This is a genomic window from Sulfitobacter profundi, from assembly GCF_042661425.1.
Lineage (GTDB): Bacteria > Pseudomonadota > Alphaproteobacteria > Rhodobacterales > Rhodobacteraceae > Sulfitobacter > Sulfitobacter profundi.
Genome location: NZ_JBHSWA010000001.1, coordinates 1,846,614 through 1,864,009 on the forward strand (window position 1 = coordinate 1,846,614; position 17,396 = coordinate 1,864,009).

Annotated in this window: 11 protein-coding genes and 5 pseudogenes; 13 read left to right on the plus strand and 3 right to left on the minus strand. The window is 63.4% G+C overall.

Going from position 1 to position 17,396, the window contains the following annotated elements:
- Nucleotides 1–2 precede the first annotated feature (2 nt).
- The 12 genes and pseudogenes from ACFQAU_RS09650 (at nt 3) to ACFQAU_RS09705 (ending at nt 12,108) form a co-directional block, all read left to right on the plus strand.
- Nucleotides 3–797 carry a metal ABC transporter ATP-binding protein gene (locus ACFQAU_RS09650; protein ID WP_132444143.1) on the plus strand — a complete coding sequence of 265 codons (795 nt, stop codon included), beginning with the start codon at nt 3–5 and terminating at the stop codon, nt 795–797.
- Nucleotides 794–1,999, plus strand: a complete 1,206-nt coding sequence (locus ACFQAU_RS09655) for a metal ABC transporter permease (protein WP_120350044.1) — start codon at nt 794–796, stop codon at nt 1,997–1,999. Before ACFQAU_RS09650 ends, ACFQAU_RS09655 begins: the two co-directional genes overlap by 4 nt.
- A pseudogene (locus ACFQAU_RS09660) lies at nt 1,996–2,924 on the plus strand (metal ABC transporter permease). The gene ACFQAU_RS09655 and the pseudogene ACFQAU_RS09660 overlap by 4 nt, the downstream one beginning before the upstream one ends.
- 282 nt (nt 2,925–3,206) lie before the next feature.
- A pseudogene (mutL, locus tag ACFQAU_RS09665) lies at nt 3,207–5,092 on the plus strand (DNA mismatch repair endonuclease MutL).
- Entirely contained in the window at nt 5,089–6,333 is a 1,245-nt protein-coding gene (locus ACFQAU_RS09670) for a DNA recombination protein RmuC (protein ID WP_120350047.1), read from the plus strand. Before mutL ends, ACFQAU_RS09670 begins: the two are co-directional and overlap by 4 nt.
- Nucleotides 6,334–7,347, plus strand: coding sequence for a pyridoxal-phosphate dependent enzyme (locus ACFQAU_RS09675; protein WP_132444145.1), 1,014 nt, complete (start codon nt 6,334–6,336; stop codon nt 7,345–7,347).
- Between the two features lie 136 nt (nt 7,348–7,483).
- Nucleotides 7,484–8,803 carry an NAD(P)/FAD-dependent oxidoreductase gene (locus ACFQAU_RS09680; protein ID WP_132444146.1) on the plus strand — a complete coding sequence of 440 codons (1,320 nt, stop codon included), beginning with the start codon at nt 7,484–7,486 and terminating at the stop codon, nt 8,801–8,803.
- A pseudogene (locus tag ACFQAU_RS09685) lies at nt 8,689–9,587 on the plus strand (DUF1365 domain-containing protein). Before ACFQAU_RS09680 ends, ACFQAU_RS09685 begins: the two are co-directional and overlap by 115 nt.
- Nucleotides 9,584–10,818 (plus strand): annotated as a pseudogene (locus ACFQAU_RS09690) (MFS transporter). The pseudogenes ACFQAU_RS09685 and ACFQAU_RS09690 overlap by 4 nt, the downstream one beginning before the upstream one ends.
- Nucleotides 10,815–11,003 carry a hypothetical protein gene (locus tag ACFQAU_RS09695; protein WP_386281921.1) on the plus strand — a complete coding sequence of 63 codons (189 nt, stop codon included), beginning with the start codon at nt 10,815–10,817 and terminating at the stop codon, nt 11,001–11,003. The pseudogene ACFQAU_RS09690 and the gene ACFQAU_RS09695 overlap by 4 nt, the downstream one beginning before the upstream one ends.
- Nucleotides 11,004–11,056: 53 nt before the next feature.
- On the plus strand, nt 11,057–11,380 hold the full coding sequence (locus ACFQAU_RS09700) for a DUF3833 family protein (RefSeq protein ID WP_386281924.1): 324 nt from the start codon (nt 11,057–11,059) through the stop codon (nt 11,378–11,380).
- The gene (locus ACFQAU_RS09705) at nt 11,377–12,108 is read left to right on the plus strand and encodes an SDR family NAD(P)-dependent oxidoreductase (protein WP_120350052.1); all 732 of its coding nucleotides are present in this window, start codon (nt 11,377–11,379) and stop codon (nt 12,106–12,108) included. Before ACFQAU_RS09700 ends, ACFQAU_RS09705 begins: the two co-directional genes overlap by 4 nt.
- 2 nt (nt 12,109–12,110) lie before the next feature.
- Here the strand turns inward: ACFQAU_RS09705 and ACFQAU_RS09710 are convergent, their stop codons facing one another.
- From ACFQAU_RS09710 to ACFQAU_RS09720, 3 genes are read right to left on the minus strand one after another with little or no spacing between them, the layout of a single operon-like run.
- Nucleotides 12,111–13,166: a saccharopine dehydrogenase gene (locus ACFQAU_RS09710; RefSeq protein ID WP_132444149.1), complete on the minus strand. Its 1,056-nt coding sequence runs from the start codon at nt 13,164–13,166 to the stop codon at nt 12,111–12,113.
- Nucleotides 13,163–13,786 carry a glutathione S-transferase family protein gene (locus ACFQAU_RS09715; protein ID WP_120350054.1) on the minus strand — a complete coding sequence of 208 codons (624 nt, stop codon included), beginning with the start codon at nt 13,784–13,786 and terminating at the stop codon, nt 13,163–13,165. The genes ACFQAU_RS09710 and ACFQAU_RS09715 overlap by 4 nt, the downstream gene beginning before the upstream one ends.
- Nucleotides 13,787–13,812: 26 nt before the next feature.
- A complete protein-coding gene (locus ACFQAU_RS09720) occupies nt 13,813–14,463 on the minus strand; it encodes a histidine phosphatase family protein (RefSeq protein WP_120350055.1) in 651 nt (216 codons plus the stop codon).
- A 162-nt stretch (nt 14,464–14,625) separates the two neighbouring features.
- Here ACFQAU_RS09720 and fdhF point away from each other — a divergent pair.
- Nucleotides 14,626–17,390: pseudogene (gene fdhF, locus ACFQAU_RS09725) on the plus strand (formate dehydrogenase subunit alpha).
- The last annotated feature ends 6 nt before the right edge of the window (nt 17,391–17,396 follow it).

The following is a 17,396-nucleotide window of genomic DNA, read 5'->3' on the forward strand; positions in this document are numbered from 1 at the left end:
CTATGACACTTGAACTCGCCAGTAGCCGCGAAACCGCGCCCACGTCCCGCGCCAATAGCCCGCTTGCCGTGCGCGGCATGACCGTCTCTTATGGGCAGAAGCCTGCGGTCTTTTCGGTCGATATGACCGTTGAGCCGGGCAAGATGACGGCGATCATCGGCCCGAATGGCGCGGGCAAGTCGACTTTGCTCAAGGCTGCTTTGGGCATTCTGACCCCGCTGGCGGGCACCGCCACCGTCTATGGCAAGCCGGTGGCCGAACAACGCCACCGCATCGCCTATGTGCCGCAGCGCGCCAGCGTGGATTGGGATTTCCCGACCCGCGTGATCGACGTGGTGCTGATGGGGCTCTATCCGCAACTGGGCCTGCTGGGCCGCATCCGCCCTGTGCACCGCGCCCGCGCCACCGATTGTCTGGCCCGCGTCGGCATGGAAGATTTCGCCACCCGTCAGATCGGCCAATTGTCTGGGGGCCAGCAACAGCGGGTCTTTCTCGCCCGCGCATTGGCGCAGGATGCAGACCTCTATCTGCTGGACGAACCCTTTGCCGGGGTCGATGCGGCAACTGAAAAGGCGATCATCGCCGTGCTGAAATCCCTGCGCGACGCAGGCAAAACGGTTGTGGCGGTTCACCATGACCTATCCACCGTGGCCGAGTATTTCGACAACGTCTTCCTGATCAACACCCACCGCGTCGCCGAAGGCAGCGTCGAAGAGGTATTCCAAGCCAACCACCTGCAAGATGCCTATGGCGGCCGCTTGGCGGGTGCGCAGATGGATGCGTTGCAACTGTCATGATCTGGGACGCGCTGACGCTGCAACTGGGCTATAACGCCACGCTGGTAACACTTGGGGCGACGCTGCTGGGCATGGCTGCGGGCGTTGGCGGCACCTTTCTATTCCTGCGCAAACGGGCGCTGGTCAGCGACGCGATTTCCCATGCGACGCTGCCCGGTGTGGCGCTGGCTTTCATGGTGATGGTCGCGTTTGGCGGGGACGGCCGCAACCTGATCGGCCTGCTGCTAGGCGCGGCCTTGTCTGCGGCGGCGGGGCTGCTTTTGGTCTCATGGCTCAGCAACCGCACACGTCTGGCCGAAGATGCGGCGATTGGCTCGGTCCTGTCGGTTTTCTTTGGGCTTGGCATCGTCTTGCTGACAGTGATCCAGACCATGAGTGCCGGACGGCAGGCGGGGCTTGAGGATTTCCTTTTGGGCTCCACCGCCGGGATGCTGCGCAACGACGCTCTGATCATTGCGGTGGCCGCGGCGCTGACGCTGGCGCTGGTGCTGCTGCTTCGGCGTCCGCTGACGCTCGCCTCGTTCGATCCTGAATATGGCACCGCCATTGGCCAGAACGTACCGCGCACGGATCTGGCGATGATGGGGCTGGTGCTGGCGGTGACCGTGGTGGGCCTTAAAATCGTTGGGCTGATCCTGATTGTCGCGCTCTTGATCATCCCGCCCGTCACCGCCCGGTTTTGGAGCGAGCGCACCGATCACGTGGTGCTGATCTCCGGTGCGCTTGGCGGTATCGCGGCCTATGTCGGCGCAGCGCTGTCTGCGGCCCAGCCGAACCTGCCGACGGGCCCGATCATTGTGCTGGTGGGCTTTGCGCTCTTTGCGCTGTCGCTGCTGTTGGCACCGGGGCGCGGCGCGCTTTCGGCTCTGCTGCGCCACCGCCGGTATCAGCGCCGGGTGCATCTGCGACAGGGGCTGCTGGCGCTTGCCCATGGACAACCGATCTACGAACAACTGACCCTGCGCCTGCTGCGTGCCGAAGGCTATGCGCTGCCCGATGGGGTCGCCACCAAAGCGGGCCGGGGCCGCGCCGCCAAGGCGCTGCGGGACGAAACCCGCTGGCAGTTGATCCGCCGCGATCCAGCTTACGAGGCGGCGGCCCAGCAATATGACGGTCTGACCCCCATCGAGACGGTGCTGACCGCCGACCAAATCCGCGAAATTGACAGCCGCATCGACATGCGCGGCGGGGTGATGGCATGAACGGTTCTGAATTTGTGCCCCTGTCGTTGGTGCCGATGCTGACCGGCATCTTCGTCGCCGTGGCCTGTGCCCTGCCGGGGAATTTCCTCGTCCTGCGCCGCCAAGCGCTGATCGGAGATGCGATCAGCCATGTGGTGTTGCCGGGGATCGTGGTGGCGTTTCTGCTGACCGGCGTGGTCAGCACCTGGCCGATGCTACTGGGCGCTGCGGGGGCGGCGTTGGTCGCCGTGCTGGTCATCGAAGGCGTGCGCCGCTTGGGCAAGATCGAATCCGGTGCGGCGATGGGCGTGGTCTTTACCGCGATGTTCGCGGGCGGGGTGTTGTTGCTTGAGCAATCGGACACCAGCAATGTGCATCTCGACGTGGAACATGCGCTTTATGGCAACCTTGAAAGCCTGATCTGGCTGGATGCGACCGGCTGGGGGTCGCTGTTCGACCCCGAGGCGCTGGCGACCCTCCCGGTGGAGCTGCCGCGCATGGCGGTGACGCTGCTCTTCGTCGCGCTTTTTACCGCGATCTTCTGGCGGCCGCTCAAGATCAGCACCTTCGACGAGGGCTTCGCCCGTACCATCGGCATGAAGACCGGGCCACTGGGTCTTGGTCTGGTCACCGTTGCGGCGATTGCCGCTGTGGCTGCCTTTGACGCGGTGGGCAGTATCATCGTCATCGCCATGTTCATCTGCCCCCCGCCGCCGCGCGGATGATGACCAACCGATTGGAGTACCAGATTGCGTGGTCGGTGCTCTTTGCCACTTTGGCCGCTGTGCTGGGCTATGTGCTGGCCGGATACGGGCCGCTGTGGATCGGCATGCGGGATTCGGTGTCAGCGGCGGGGATGATCGCCACGGTTTCGGGTGTTATCCTTGGGTTTGCGGCACTTATGGGGCCGCATCGGCAAAGAGGCGCCGCTGCCCCCGCCGCTTAATCGAATCGCAACGATTCGTTTTCTGGGCAACCGATTCGATTTTGCTTTGACCTGTGATTCGTCCTGCGTCTATACAGGGTGCAAGCTCCGCCGGAGACGACTTGTACCCGGGTCGCCCGCCGCTCTGATAAGACCGGAATAACAAAAGCACCAGTGCGCCGAGTAGCCGACCCAGAAGCGGATCGCCCCAGTCTTGGCGGCGGTCCGCTGACTCTGTCTTCCCCTCTGATAGACGCAATCCGATCTGGCAGAATCGGAATGGCCCATGCTAGGTCTTGCGGTATGCCAAGCCCGACCCCCAATATAAGCGAAAACCGCCCCGTCATCCGCCAGTTGGACGATTCCGCGATCAACCGCATCGCTGCGGGCGAGGTGGTCGAGCGCCCCGCCTCCGCCGTGAAGGAACTGGTCGAAAACGCCATCGACGCGGGCGCGCGGCGCATCACCGTGGAATATGCCGACGGCGGCAAGACGATGATCCGCGTGACCGACGATGGCTGCGGCATCGCGCCCGAGGATTTGGCGCTGGCCTTGTCGCGCCACGCGACCTCCAAAATCGATGGCTCTGACCTGCTTGATATCCACACTTTCGGGTTTCGGGGGAGGCCCTGCCGTCCCTCGGTGCTGTCGGGCGGCTGACCATCACCAGCCGAGCGTCGGGGTTTGACGGGGCCGAGATCACCGTCGACGGTGGCCGCATGGGCGAGGTGCGCCCGGCGGCGCTGAATAGCGGCACCATCGTCACCCTGCGCGATCTGTTTTTCGCCACACCTGCGCGGCTCAAGTTCCTGCGCACCGACCGGGCCGAGGCGCAGGCGATTGGCGATGTCATCAAGCGGCTGGCCATGGCCGAGCCTTTCGTGCGCTTTGTGCTGCGCGATGTCTCGGGTGACGGTAAGGGCCGCGATGTATTCCGCGCCGAGGCTGAGCAGGGCGATCTGTTTGAGGCGCTGCATGGCCGTTTGGCGCAGGTGCTGGGCCGAGAGTTCGCGGAAAACTCCCTGCCCATCGACGCCATGCGCGAAGGGCTGCATCTGACGGGGTTCGCAGCACTGCCGACCTACTCGCGTGGCTCTGCGGTGGCGCAGTATCTCTTCGTGAATGGCCGCCCGGTGCGGGACAAACTGCTGACTGGTGCGCTGCGCGGCGCGTACTTCGATTTCCTCAGCCGGGACCGCCACCCGGCGGCGGCGCTGTTCGTGGAATGCCCGCCAACGCTGGTCGATGTGAACGTGCACCCGGCGAAATCCGAGGTGCGTTTCCGCGATCCCGGTCTGGCACGGGGGCTGATCGTCTCGGCCCTGCGCCATGCGCTGGCCGAGGCGGGGCACCGCGCTTCGACCACCGTGGCTCAGGCGACTTTGGGCGCGATGCAGCCGGAACCGCAGGGCGCGCGGGTCTACCAGATGGACCGCGCGGGCATGGACCGCCCCAGCCCCGCCGCGCGGCAAGCGGCCTATAACGCGCAGGCGCCGGGCTTTGCCGAAACTGCAGGCGTCTGGGGCCGGGTGGAGGGCACGCCGATGCCCGAAGCGCCCGCGCCGTTCACTGCCGCGCCCGAGGGCGAAGAGGCGGCCCCCGCCCCGGACTACCCGCTCGGCACCGCGCGGGGGCAGGTGCATGAGAATTACATCATCGCGCAAACCGCCAGTGGCATGGTCATCGTAGACCAACACGCCGCGCATGAGCGGTTGGTTTACGAGAAGCTGAAGCGCCAGATGGAAGCCAACGGCGTCGCCGCCCAAGCGCTGCTGATCCCCGAAATTGTCGAGCTTTCCGCCAATGACTGCGCGCGGCTGCTGGAACTGGCGGACGAGCTTGCGAAACTCGGCCTTGGCATCGAAGCCTTCGGCGGCAGCGCTATCGCCGTGCGCGAAACGCCCGCGATCCTTGGCACCGTGAACGCCCGCGCGCTGATCCTTGATGTGCTTGACGAATTGGACGAAGGCGACAGCAGCAACATCGTGCAGGCCAAGATCGAAGCGATCCTGAGCCGTGTCGCCTGTCATGGGTCGATCCGTTCGGGCCGCTGGATGCGCGCCGAGGAGATGAACGCCCTGCTGCGCGAGATGGAGGCGACCCCGCATTCCGGCCAGTGCAACCACGGGCGGCCCACCTATGTCGAACTCAAACTCGCCGACATCGAACGGCTTTTCGGGCGCACTTGATGGAGCTTGGCGGCACGACGTTGAACCTGTCTGACCCTGTGACGCTGGCCGCCCTTGCCGGGGCCGGGTTGCTGTTGCTCATCGTTATCTTGCTGATCATGGCGGTGCGCGCCGCTGGCCGCTCGGCCCGTGTGGCGGCCCCCTTGGCGCAGCAGATGCGCGTGCTTGGGGGGCATGTGCAACAGTTGGGGCAGGGTCAGGAGCAGCTGCGCGGCGGGTTGCAGATGGTCTCGGATACACAAAGCAACACCCAAGCGCAGATGATGCAGAGCATGGAGGCGCGGCTCGCCTATGTGCAGCAGCAGATGCAGGACCGGCTGGCCGACAACGCCGCCCGCTCGGCCCGGTCCTTGGCCGAGATGCAGCAGCGCATGACCGAGACGCTGCACGGCTCGTCGAAACGCACCACCACCAGTCTTGCGCAGTTGCAGGAGCGTCTGGCCTCGATCGACAAGGCGCAGGATAATATCACGAAACTGTCGGGCGACGTGCTGTCGCTGCAAGACATCCTCAGCAACAAGCAAACGCGCGGATCCTTCGGTGAAATCCAACTGCGCGATATCGTGTCGAAAGCCCTGCCGAGCGACAGCTATTCTTTGCAAGCCACACTCAGCAACGGCAAACGGCCCGATTGTCTGATCCACCTGCCCAACCCGCCGGGGCCGATCGTAATCGACAGTAAATTCCCGCTGGAAGCCTATGAGGCCCTGCGCCGCGCCAAGACCGAAGCCGAGACCCGCGCCGCCGCCCAGCAGATGAAGGTCGCCGTGCGGGTGCATCTGAATGCGATTGCCGACAAGTATATTCTGGAGGGTGAGACCGCCGAAGGCGCGTTGATGTTCCTGCCCTCCGAAGCCGTCTATGCCGAATTGCACGCCAACTTTCCCGAACTCGTCCGCGAGGGGTTTGAAAAGCGCGTTTGGATCGTCAGCCCGACGACCTGCATGGCCACGCTCAACACCATGCGCGCGATCCTGAAAGATGCGCGGATGCGCGAACAGGCAGGCGCGATTCGCAAGGAGTTGGGCAATCTGAACAAGGATGTCGAACGGCTGGCGATGCGTGTCGGCAACCTTGATCGGCATTTCAGCCAAGCGCGGCGCGATGTCGAAGAGATCAAAGTCAGCAGCGAAAAAGCCGCCAAACGGGCGGGCCGCTTGCATAATTTCGACTTCGAAGAACTGGCAGAAGACAAAACCGAGGCTATTGTTCCCCTAAGGACACCCGAAGGGAACGGCTGAATGAACGACGTGGACATTACCGGGATGACGCTGGAGGCGATGCAGACGCGGGCCGCCGCGTTGCGGGGCGATATCGTGCAAACACCGGTGGTGACCCTCTCTTCTCCCATGGTCGATGATGTGCTGGGCGGCGCACAGGTTGCGCTCAAGCTGGAGTGTTTTCAGCATACCGGCACCTTCAAGGCCCGCGGCGCGCTTTCGGTGGCGCGACAGTTGGATGATGACACCCGCGGGCGAGGGATCACTGCGGCCAGCGCGGGCAACCATGCCATCGCTGCCGGTTGGGCTGCGGCAAAGCTGGGGATCAGCGCCAAGGTGGTGATGCAGGATAACGCCAACCCCTTTCGCGTCGCCCTTGCCCGTGCCACCGGGGCCGAGGTCGTGATGAAACCTGCCGGGCAAGAGACCTTTGCCGAGGCGGAGCGGCTGGTGCGCGAAGAGGGGCGGTTTTTTATCCACCCTTTCGAGGGGCTGCACACGTCGCTCGGCACCGCGGGGGTGGGGCTGGAACTGATGGCGCAGGCGGCGGATTTGGATGCGGTCGTCGTCTCTGTTGGCGGTGGCGGGTTGATCAGCGGTGTGGCCGCCGCGGTCAAGGCGATCAACCCCGCTTGTCGGGTGTACGGCGTGGAGCCGATAGGCGCCGACAGCATGTCGCGAAGCCTCGCCTCTGGCGCGCCCGTGACCATCCCTGAGGTCAATACCATCGCCGACAGCCTTGGCCCGCCGATGGCGCTGCCCTTTGGCCATGCGCTTTGTGCGGTCTATGTCGATGATGTGGTGACGGTCAGCGACGATGCGATCTGCGCCGGGATGGTGGTGCTGCAGCAGGCCGCGAAATTGGCGGTGGAACCTGCCGCCGGGGCTGCGATGGCCGGGGCGCTCGGGCCCCTGCGCGCGCAACTGGCGGGGCGGCGTGTGGGGGTGATCGTCTGTGGGGCCAATATCGACACCGAAACCTATCTGGGCCAGTTGAGCCGCGGACAAGCGGCGCTTGAAAGCCTGCTATCATAGCACCCCTTTGCGCGGTCGCAGGCAGTCTTTCGGCGGCGTGAACCTCTCCAAGAAAATGTATCGGGCAGTGCAACTTTAACTCCTTTTTACCCGTGTGTGCCCCATATCCAAAGTCCCGGACCAAAGCAGGACCCTTATGCCTTTTGAAGCTCTGAACGACAGCACCGACCCCCAGCATCCGCGCGGCCGGCGCGTCGCCGTGATTGGTGGCGGTATTTCCGGCATGGGGGCGGCGCATATGCTGGCGCCAACGGACCGCGTGACCCTGTTTGAGGCGGGAGCCAAGATCGGCGGCCATGCGCGGACGGTGATGGCCGGAAAGAACGGCGATCAGCCGGTCGATACCGGGTTTATCGTGTTCAACTATGCCAACTATCCGCATCTCGCGGCGCTGTTTGCCGAATTGGACGTGCCGGTGGTGCCGTCGAACATGAGCTTTGGCGCGTCGATTGATGGCGGGCGGCTGGAATATGCGCTGACCAGTTTCAACGCGGTCTTTGCCCAGAAACGCAATATGTTCAGCCCGCCTTTCCTGCGGATGCTGCGCGATATCGTGCATTTCAACAAGAACGCGCTGGCGGTGTCGCGTGACCCGTCGATGACCATCGCAGAGTTTCTCGACCGGCTTGGCACCGGGCGCTATTTCCGCGACTTCTATCTCTCGCCGCTTTCCGGCGCGATCTGGTCCACCCCGACCGAGAAAATCATGGACTTCCCGGCCCATGCCATGGTCAACTTTTTTGAGAACCACGCGCTGCTGAATTATTCCGGCCAGCATCAGTGGTACACGGTGAAGGGCGGCTCGCGGCAGTATGTTGACCGGTTGGAGAATGCTCTGCGCGCCAATGGCGTTGACCTGCGTACCGATTGCGCGGTGCAGGCCGTGCGCCGCACCGCGCAAGGCGCAGAGGTACGCGCATGGGGCGGCGAGTGGGAGGCGTTCGACGAGGTGATTTTTGCTACTCATTCCGATGACACGTTGGCGATGCTTTCCGATCCGACTAAGGCCGAGAAGCGCGCCTTGGGCGCAATCCGCTATCAGCCCAACGACATCGTTTTGCACGCCGATGCCAGCATCATGCCCAAGCGGCGTTCTACTTGGGCGTCATGGGTCTATACCGAGGATCGAGAACAAAAATCAGACCGGATCGACCTGACCTATTGGATGAACTCGCTGCAGCCGATCCCACAGGACGATCTGCATTTCGTGACGCTCAATACCAAACGCAGCATCCGCGAAGATCTGATTTATGATCAAGTCACCCTGCGCCATCCGGTCTATGACCTTGCCGCCTTGGCCGCACAGGACGAGGTGCGCGCCTTCAACGGCAGCCAGAATACATGGTTCTGCGGCGCTTGGATGCGGCATGGCTTTCACGAAGACGGGCTGGCCAGCGCGGTGGATGTGGTCGAGCGGATGCAGGCCGCGCGGGCGGCACCCTTGGCGGCGGAGTGACGGCGGGCGTCGATCATATCCGGGGCCAAACCTTTCATGGCCGCAAAGGTGCGGTAGAGAACCGTTTCCGCTATTCGGTCGACTATGTGATCTGCGATGCCGAGGCCACGGCGCTGAGGGCGCCCACTCTTTTCACCCGCAATGGCGCTGGCCTGACCAGCCTGCAAGACAGTGACCATGGCGGCGCGCCGGGGCAGGGGCGCGGTGCGCTTTGGGTGCGCGAGGTCTTGGCGGCGCATGGCATCACAGGCGTTGCGCGAATAGAGTTGTTGGCGCAGCCGCGGGTGCTGGGCCATGTCTTCAATCCGGTCAGCTTTTGGCTGTGCCGTCGGGCGGATGATGCGCTGATCGCGGTGATCGCCGAGGTGACGAACACCTATGGCGACCGGCATTCCTATCTGTGCCATCATGCAGACCTACGCCCGATCGCGCCCGACGACAGGCTGAAGGCGGCAAAGCTCATGCATGTCTCCCCTTCCAAGATGTCTCGGGTGGCTATGTCTTTCGTTTCGATATCACCTCTGAGCGGATCGGCATCTGGATCGATTTCTCGGATGGGGAGAACGGGTTGATTGCCACTTTGACCGGGCCGCGTGCGCCGCTGACCAATCGCGGTATCCTTTGGTCCCTGCTGCGCCGCCCTTTCGGTGCGCGGCGGGTGCTGGCGCTGATCCATTGGCAGGCGCTGAAGCTTTGGCTGAAGCGGGCGGGGTTTCGCGCCCGCCCCGAGGCGCCCAATGTCGACGTATCCCGTGATGCGGCGCATGGCGCGGGTGGCCGATGACAGGACGCGCGGCCCGGCTGCCCGCCTATGCGCTTTTCGCGGCATTGCTCGCGTCGGCGGGGCTGCCGATCTACATTCACGCGCCGAAGTTCTATGTCGATGAATACGGGGTCTCGCTGACGGCACTTGGGTCGGTGCTTTTTGGTTTGCGGCTGTTGGACGTGGTGCAGGACCCCGCCCTTGGTTGGTTGGCCCAAAAGCTGCGCGACAAGCGCGGCACTGCGGTGACGGTGGCAGGCGCGGTGATGGCGCTGGCGATGCTGGGGCTTTTTGCCATGCCCGCGCCGGTGGCGCCGGTGCTGTGGTTCGCGCTGATGCTGACGCTGGTGTTTTCCGCCTTCAGCTTTCTGACCATCTGTTTCTATGCACAAGGGGTTGCCAAGGCCGACAGCCTGCCGGGCGCGGGGCATTTGACCCTTGCCCGCTGGCGCGAGACGGGCGCGCTTTTGGGGGTTTGTCTGGCCTCTGTCGCGCCTTTGCTACTGGGCGTCGGGCTGGATCGTCCCTTTGCCGGGTTTGCTGTTGGCTTTGCGATCTTGGCGCTTTGGGCCACGGTCGCCATGCGGGGCGAGTGGCGGGCGGCGGTGCTGCCGATGGAAAGTGGCTTCGGCACCGTGTTGCGCGATGCGCAGGCGCGGCGGCTGTTGTTGATCGCGCTGGTCAATGCCGCCCCGGTTGCCGTGACCTCGACCCTGTTTCTTTTCTACGTCGAACTGGCGCTTGAGGCGCCGGGGTGGGAGGGGCCGCTTTTGCTGCTGTTTTTCCTTGCAGCGGCAGCGGCGGCACCGCTTTGGGGGATCTTGGCAGAGCGGCACGGCCCGCGTCGGGTGCTGCTGGTCGCAATGGCTTTGGGCATCGCATCCTTCGGCGGGGCGATGTTGCTGGGGCCGGGGGATGTTGCGCTTTTCGCCTTGGTCTGTCTGGCCTCAGGCGCGGTATTGGGCGCGGATTTGACCCTTTTGCCTGCCATGTTCGCCAGCCGCATGGCGCAGATTTCCCCTCGGCTGCCGAAGGTTTTGGCCTCTGGTCCTTCGTCTCCAAATTGACCTTGGCTTTCGCGGCCGTTGCTCTACTTCCAGCTTTAGAACGCGCAGGGCTGCAGACCGCAGCGGGAACCAGTTCCGACACATCCATATCCCTGTTGATCTGGTTCTATGCCGGTGTACCTTGCGCCTTGAAATTGCTGGCGATCGCTCTGCTCGCCAGTGCAAAAGACGTGGAGACACCGTGACAGAGCCGTTGATCTTTATCGCTGTCGGGCTTGGCCTTGGTCTATTGCTCACTTTTTTGCGCCGCCGTTTGGGGGAGTTTCATGGCCAGTCGCCAAGCGACTATGTCGATTCTTTCCCCGTCTTCGACCTGCGGTTGCATCTGCGCGATGAAATGATTTGCGAAGGCGTGATTTTCGGCCCCTAGGCCGGGTCACCAGCAGCTTCACGGCCAATTTCGACGTGTCTTGGGAGGGGAATGTGGCCACCGTGGCCGAAACCTTTCGCTATAACGACGGTTCGCGTCAGGAGCGCGAATGGACCGTCACATTGGGCGAGAACGGCAATTTCACCAGCACCGCCCCGGATGTGATCGGCGTGGGGCAGGGCGTTCAGGCTGGACCGACCTTGCAGCTGCGCTATCGTATCCGACTGCCCGAAGAACTGGGCAGTCATGTGCTGAAAACTGTCGATTGGATGTATCTCACCCCCGATGGCACCATCGTGAACCGCAGCCAGTTTCGGAAATTCGGGATCAAAGTAGCAGAATTGGTCGCCACGTTGCGACCGGCGGAGGAAAGATGAAAGACTGGCAAGGCAAGACCTATTGGCTGGTGGGCGCAAGCGACGGGCTTGGGGCGGCACTGGCACATCAGCTTAGCCGCACCGGGGTCGAGGTGATCCTCTCGGCTCGCTCCGAGGACAAGCTGACCGAGCTGGCGCAGGCCCTGCCGGGCCGGGCGCGGGTGCGGGTCTTGGATGTGACCGATGACGCGGATGTGGCGCAGGCGGCAAAGGATGTGGGGCCAATCGACGGGTTGGTTTATCTGGCGGGGGCCTATTGGCCCTTTGCTGCGCAGGAGTGGCAGGCCGAGCATGGCGTGACCATGGCCGATGTGAACTTCACCGGGTTGATGCGTGTCCTGGGACAAGTGGTGCCAGAGATGGTCGCGCGCGACCACGGGCATATCGTCATCACCTCAAGCCTGACCGCCTATCGCGGTTTGCCCGGCTCAATCGGCTATACGGCCTCCAAGGCGGCGACCCTGTCTTTGGCGGAATCGATGCACGCCGATCTGCGCAAGACCGGCGTACAGGTTCAGGTGATCAACCCCGGTTTCATCAAGACCCAGTTGACCGACAAAAACGATTTCAAAATGCCCTTTTTGATGGAGCCGAAAGACGCCGCGCGGCGGGTCTATGAGCATATGAACGGCGACAGTTTCAAACTGGATTTCCCCTACGGGTTTTCGCTGCTGTTCCGTTTGGGGCGGTTCCTGCCGGACTGGCTTTACTACCGGTTCTTTTCCTGACCTCAGACCTTTGCGACATGCTGGTCAAACAGCTCCCGCGCACCTTGCCAGACGGGATTGTCTACCTCTGGCAAGGCCCGCAGGGTCGGTAGCAACTGCCCTGCAAAATCCTCAGAGCTTTCGCGCGGCAGCATTGAGGGCAGGTTGTCGATGGCCATGACATCCAGCGGCGGGGCGTCATGCACACGCAGCGCTGGCTCCGCCCAAGTGGTCGCCCGGGCATAGACCTGCACAGGGTTGAAGGCGCTGTCTGGGTCGCAGGCGATGTCGCCGATCACCCGCAGCGCGCGCTCTGCCTTTGGGGCATCGGGGCGGACGAAGGCCGGAGTCTCGGGGCCTGCGAGGATGCAATTGAAGAAATAGGCATGCTTGAGGATCTCAGGGAATGGCCCGCCGTGGGCGGTCTCAGGCATATCCCAGCCGGTGACGGGAATGCCCAAAGCCTCGCAAAGATCGCTCGCCCCGCGCCCCACGCGGCCCAAAGCGCCGATCACCAGCGCGCGGTCTTGGCCCGCATCGACCTGCGCGAGGTCCTCGGCCAGCGCCGATTTTAGGGCTTCGGCATCGGGGTAGGGCTGCACCGGGCCGCAAGTCTCTCCGCGCAGCTGCGCGATGCGGCATTTGACAGACACCGCAGCCCCGGCAAATCCCGCCCAATAGCCAAAGGCGGCAACGCGGCGGCCAGTATCATCGGTCAAATATTCCAAATCCAGCAAGGTGCCGCCACCGGCCTTGAACCGTTCCAACAACGTCCGCCCCGAGGATTGGCCCTTGTAGGCGTGGCCGAACATGATGTGGACATGGGGCAGGGGCGTCCCGTCTTCGGGCAGTTCCTTCAGGCCAAAGATCACGGCATCGTGCGGGGCGTCAGGCCAGCTATGCGCGGGGACGATCTCGCAGCCCGCTTGCGCATAGGCGGCGGTGGGGATCACGCGGCTGTCGCTGTCTTCGACGCTCACCTTCATGCCTGTCGCGATCAGCGCGGCGGCCCCTTCGGGCGTCAGCCCAGTGCGGGTCTCATTGTCGCGCTGTTCGGCGCGCAGCCACAGATGGGTCATACCAGCATTCCTTTTTCACGGATGGCTTTCACGCTGGCGCGGTCCTCCATGCGGGCGGCGAAAGCCTTTAGCTGGGGGAAATTGGCGCGGTCGACCCCGTCCCCCTCGAGCCAGCCCGACACGACAAAGAGATAAGGATCGGCCAGCGATAGCCTGTCGCCCGCGACGTAATCGCCCCGGAAGGCGTGGTTTTCGACATAGGCCGCGCAATCGGCCATGGTCTGCGGCACCTTGGCTTTCATGTCGTCAAAGCTCGATTGCTGGTCGGCCCAGCGGTGGCCGCGCATTTTATGCGCGTGGGCCACATGCATGGTCGAGGCGAGGTAGTACATCACCCCGCGCATATGCGCCGCGGCCTCAGGGTCAGCCGGGACCAGCGCCGCATCGGGCGCACGGGCGGCGACATAGTCCAAAAGCGCGCCGGTCTCGGTCAGGGCGCTGCCCGCTTCGGTCACGAGGGTCGGCACGCGGCCTTTTGGGTTCAACGCCAGATAGGGCGCGCCGGTCTGTTCGGCGGCGGCGAAATCGACCTTCACCGGCTCATAGGCCAGCCCCGCTTCTTCAAGTGCAATGGCAACGGCGACTGAGATTGTGCCGGGGGCGTAGTGGAGTTTCAGCATGGGGGCAGCCTTTCGCGGGCGAGGGATCAGATATGCGTTTGTGCAAGGCGGCGGTCGGGACGGTCAAGGTGCGGCACGGCATTGAACAGCACGGGCGACCAATGCCCGCCGATGGGAAAGAGCCGGTGCATCGAAGTATGCATGATCGCCAGCGCCAAGCGCGCCATCGCCGGAATGCCCACGCCCATGGCCTGCGCCATCGCCAAAGAAATCAGCCCGCCCGAGGTCACCACCAGCGCCGGGCCTTCGCCCTCGGCAATCTCGGCCAGCGCGGATTGAACACGGGTCTCAAAGTGCTCGTAGGTTTCGGGCGTGTCGGCAAGCTTGCCCGCTTTCCAATAGTCGAAGACCTGCGGCAGATGGTGCACAAACTCGCCCGCGCGGGGGAAGGGCACCTTGTGCTGTTGCTCCATCAGATTGGCAAGGGTGAAATATTCCAGCTCATTCAACCGGGCGTCACGGATGGGTTCCAGCCCGGTCTTCATCGCCTCGGCGGTTTCGATATGGCGGGTCAGGGTGCCGGTATAGAGCCGCGTGTGGTGGCTTTCGCTGTGACGCAGATGCTCGCCCAACCATGCGGCTTGCTCATGGCCAAGCGGGCTAAGTTGGTCATAGCTTAGCTCGTCCTTGGCGGTGGAATTGGCTTGGCCGTGGCGGATCAGGGTAATGTGGGACATCAAATGGCTTTCACTGTTCGCCCAAGTGATAGGGCAGCTTGTCGGGCCATACAATCCAATGCGCTGCGGCGGCGTTTATCCGTGACGGGGTGTCGGGATTGGCCCCTGACACGGGCCGGGTTTTGTCTATAGTTTGGTCAATAGCCAGCGGGAGGGGTAGCCATGTCCGAGAGGATCACATTCACGCTTGATGGTCAGACCGTCGAGGCCGAAACCGGCATGACCATCTGGGAAGTGGCCAATGGCCGGGGTCTGAAGATCCCGCATCTCTGCCACAAACCTGCCCCCGGTTACCGCCCCGACGGCAACTGCCGCGCCTGTATGGTTGAGATTGAGGGCGAGCGCGTGCTGGCGGCTTCGTGCATCCGCGAACCTGCCGAGGGGATGGTTGTCACGACCAACAACGCGCGGGCCGAGAATGCCCGCAAGATGGTGATGGAACTGCTGCTGGCCGACCAGCCCGCGCAGGACGTGGCCCACGACAAGTCGAGCCATATGCGCGAGATGGCGGCGCTGAGCGGGGTGGAAAGCAGCCGTTTTCCCAAGCTTGAGCGGGACCGCATTCCGCTGTTGGACGACAGCCATGTCGCGATGCGTGTGAACCTTGATGCCTGTATCCAGTGCAACCTCTGCGTCCGCGCCTGCCGCGAGGTGCAGGTCAACGACGTGATCGGCATGGCCGGGCGCGGTCACGATGCCTATCCGGTGTTTGACATCGACGATCCGATGGGCGCATCGACCTGTGTGGCCTGCGGCGAATGCGTGCAAGCCTGCCCGACGGGGGCGCTTATGCCTGCCACGGTGGTGGATGAGGCGCAGATAGGTGACTCTGCGGATTACGACAGTGAGATCGAAAGCATCTGCCCCTTCTGTGGTGTGGGCTGTCAGATTTCGCTCAAGGTGAAGGACAACAAGGTCAAATATGTTGAAGGTATCAACGGCCCGGCGAACGAAGGGCGGCTCTGCGTTAAGGGCCGCTTTGGCTTTGACTATATCCACCACGATCACCGCCTGACCAAACCGCTGATCCGCCGCGAGGACGCGCCCGCCAAAGGGCTGAATGTCGATCCGGGCAATTGGGGCGAGGTGTTCCGCGAGGCCACATGGGACGAGGCGCTGGATTTCGCGGCACAGGGCCTCAAGGGGCGCGGGCGCGAGGTGGCGGGCTTTGGCAGTGCGAAATGCACCAATGAAGAAGCCTATCTGTTTCAAAAGATGATCCGCCAGGGCTTTGGCCATAACAACGTCGATCACTGCACGCGGCTGTGCCACGCCTCATCCGTGGCGGCGCTGATGGAGAACGTCGGCTCAGGCGCTGTCACGGCCACCTTCAATGAGATCGAAAATGCCGATGTGGCCATCGTCATCGGCGCGAACCCGGTTGAGAACCACCCCGTCGCCGCGACCTATTTCAAGCAATTCACCAAACGCGGTGGCAAGCTGATCGTGATGGACCCCCGCGGCGTGGGGTTGCGGCGCTTCGCCAGCCATATGCTTCAATTCCGCCCCGGCACCGATGTGTCGATGCTCAACGCGATCATGCATGTGATCGTCGAAGAAGGGCTCTATGACGAACAATATATCGCGGCCTATACCGAGAATTGGGAGGCCGAGAAGGCACATCTGAAGGACTTCAGCCCCGAGAAGATGGCCCCCATCTGCGGGATCGGGGCCGAGGTGCTGCGCGATGTGGCGCGAACCTTTGCAGGGGCCAATGCGGCGATGATCTTTTGGGGCATGGGGGTGAGCCAGCACATCCACGGCACCGACAATTCGCGCTGTTTGATCAGTCTTGCGCTGATGACCGGCCAAATCGGCCGCTCCGGTGCTGGGCTACACCCGCTCAGGGGCCAGAATAACGTGCAGGGCGCGTCTGATGCGGGGCTGATCCCGATGTTTCTGCCTGATTACCAACCGGTGGAGGACGACGGCGTGCGCAGCGCCTTTACCGACGTCTGGGGCTCGGGTGATTTTAGCGCCGAGAAGGGGCTGACCGTGACCGAGATCATGGACGCGGTGCATGACGGCGACATCAAGGCGATGTATGTGCTGGGTGAAAACCCGGCGATGTCGGACCCGGATGTTGACCACGCCCGCGCGGCCCTTGCCAAGCTTGATCATCTGGTGGTGCAGGACATTTTCCTGACCGAAACGGCGAATTACGCCGATGTGATCCTCCCCGCCAGCGCCTTTGCCGAAAAGGCGGGCACTGTGACCAACACCAACCGACAGGTCCAAATGGGCCGCCCCGCGGTGTCGCCCCCGGTGAGGCGCGCGAGGATTGGTGGATCGAGGTGGAACTGGCCAAGCGGCTGGGGCTGGGTTGGGACTACGAAAGCCCGGCGGATGTCTTTGCCGAGATGAAGCGCAACATGGCCTCGCTCGACAATATCACATGGGACCGGCTGGCGCAGGAGAATGCGGTGACCTACCCGTCGCTCAGCGAAAACGATCCCGGGCAGGCGATTGTCTTTAGCGAGGGTTTCCCGCGTCCCGAAGGCCGTGCCAAATTCACCCCCGCCGCGATCGTGGCCCCTGATGATGTGCCCGATGCGGAGTATCCGATGATCCTGACCACGGGGCGCCAGTTGGAGCATTGGCATACCGGGTCGATGACGCGGCGGTCCAAGGTGCTCGACGGGCTGGAGCCGGAGGCGAATTGCTCGTTGCACCCGTCGACCCTGCGTCGCCTCGGCGTCGCCCCGGGCGAACATGTGCGGCTGTCGACCAAACGCGGCAGTATCGAAATCATGGCCCGCGAGGATCGGGCGGTATCACCCGACATGGTTTTCCTGCCCTTCGCCTATGTCGAAGCGGCGGCGAATATCCTGACAAATCCAGCGGTTGACCCCTACGGCAAGATCCCGGAGTTTAAGTTCTCTGCCGTTAGGGTGGAGGCGGCGAAAGGGGCCGTCGCCGCCGAGTAAAGAAAG

Coding starts and splice junctions, on each gene's coding strand:
- ACFQAU_RS09650 (WP_132444143.1), top strand. CDS start 3: ATGACACTTGAACTCGCCAGTAGCCGCGAAACCGCGCCCACGTCCCGC.
- ACFQAU_RS09655 (WP_120350044.1), top strand. CDS start 794: ATGATCTGGGACGCGCTGACGCTGCAACTGGGCTATAACGCCACGCTG.
- ACFQAU_RS09675 (WP_132444145.1), top strand. CDS start 6,334: ATGAACGACGTGGACATTACCGGGATGACGCTGGAGGCGATGCAGACG.
- ACFQAU_RS09680 (WP_132444146.1), top strand. CDS start 7,484: ATGCCTTTTGAAGCTCTGAACGACAGCACCGACCCCCAGCATCCGCGC.
- ACFQAU_RS09705 (WP_120350052.1), top strand. CDS start 11,377: ATGAAAGACTGGCAAGGCAAGACCTATTGGCTGGTGGGCGCAAGCGAC.
- ACFQAU_RS09710 (WP_132444149.1), bottom strand. CDS start 13,166: ATGACCCATCTGTGGCTGCGCGCCGAACAGCGCGACAATGAGACCCGC.
- ACFQAU_RS09715 (WP_120350054.1), bottom strand. CDS start 13,786: ATGCTGAAACTCCACTACGCCCCCGGCACAATCTCAGTCGCCGTTGCC.
- ACFQAU_RS09720 (WP_120350055.1), bottom strand. CDS start 14,463: ATGTCCCACATTACCCTGATCCGCCACGGCCAAGCCAATTCCACCGCC.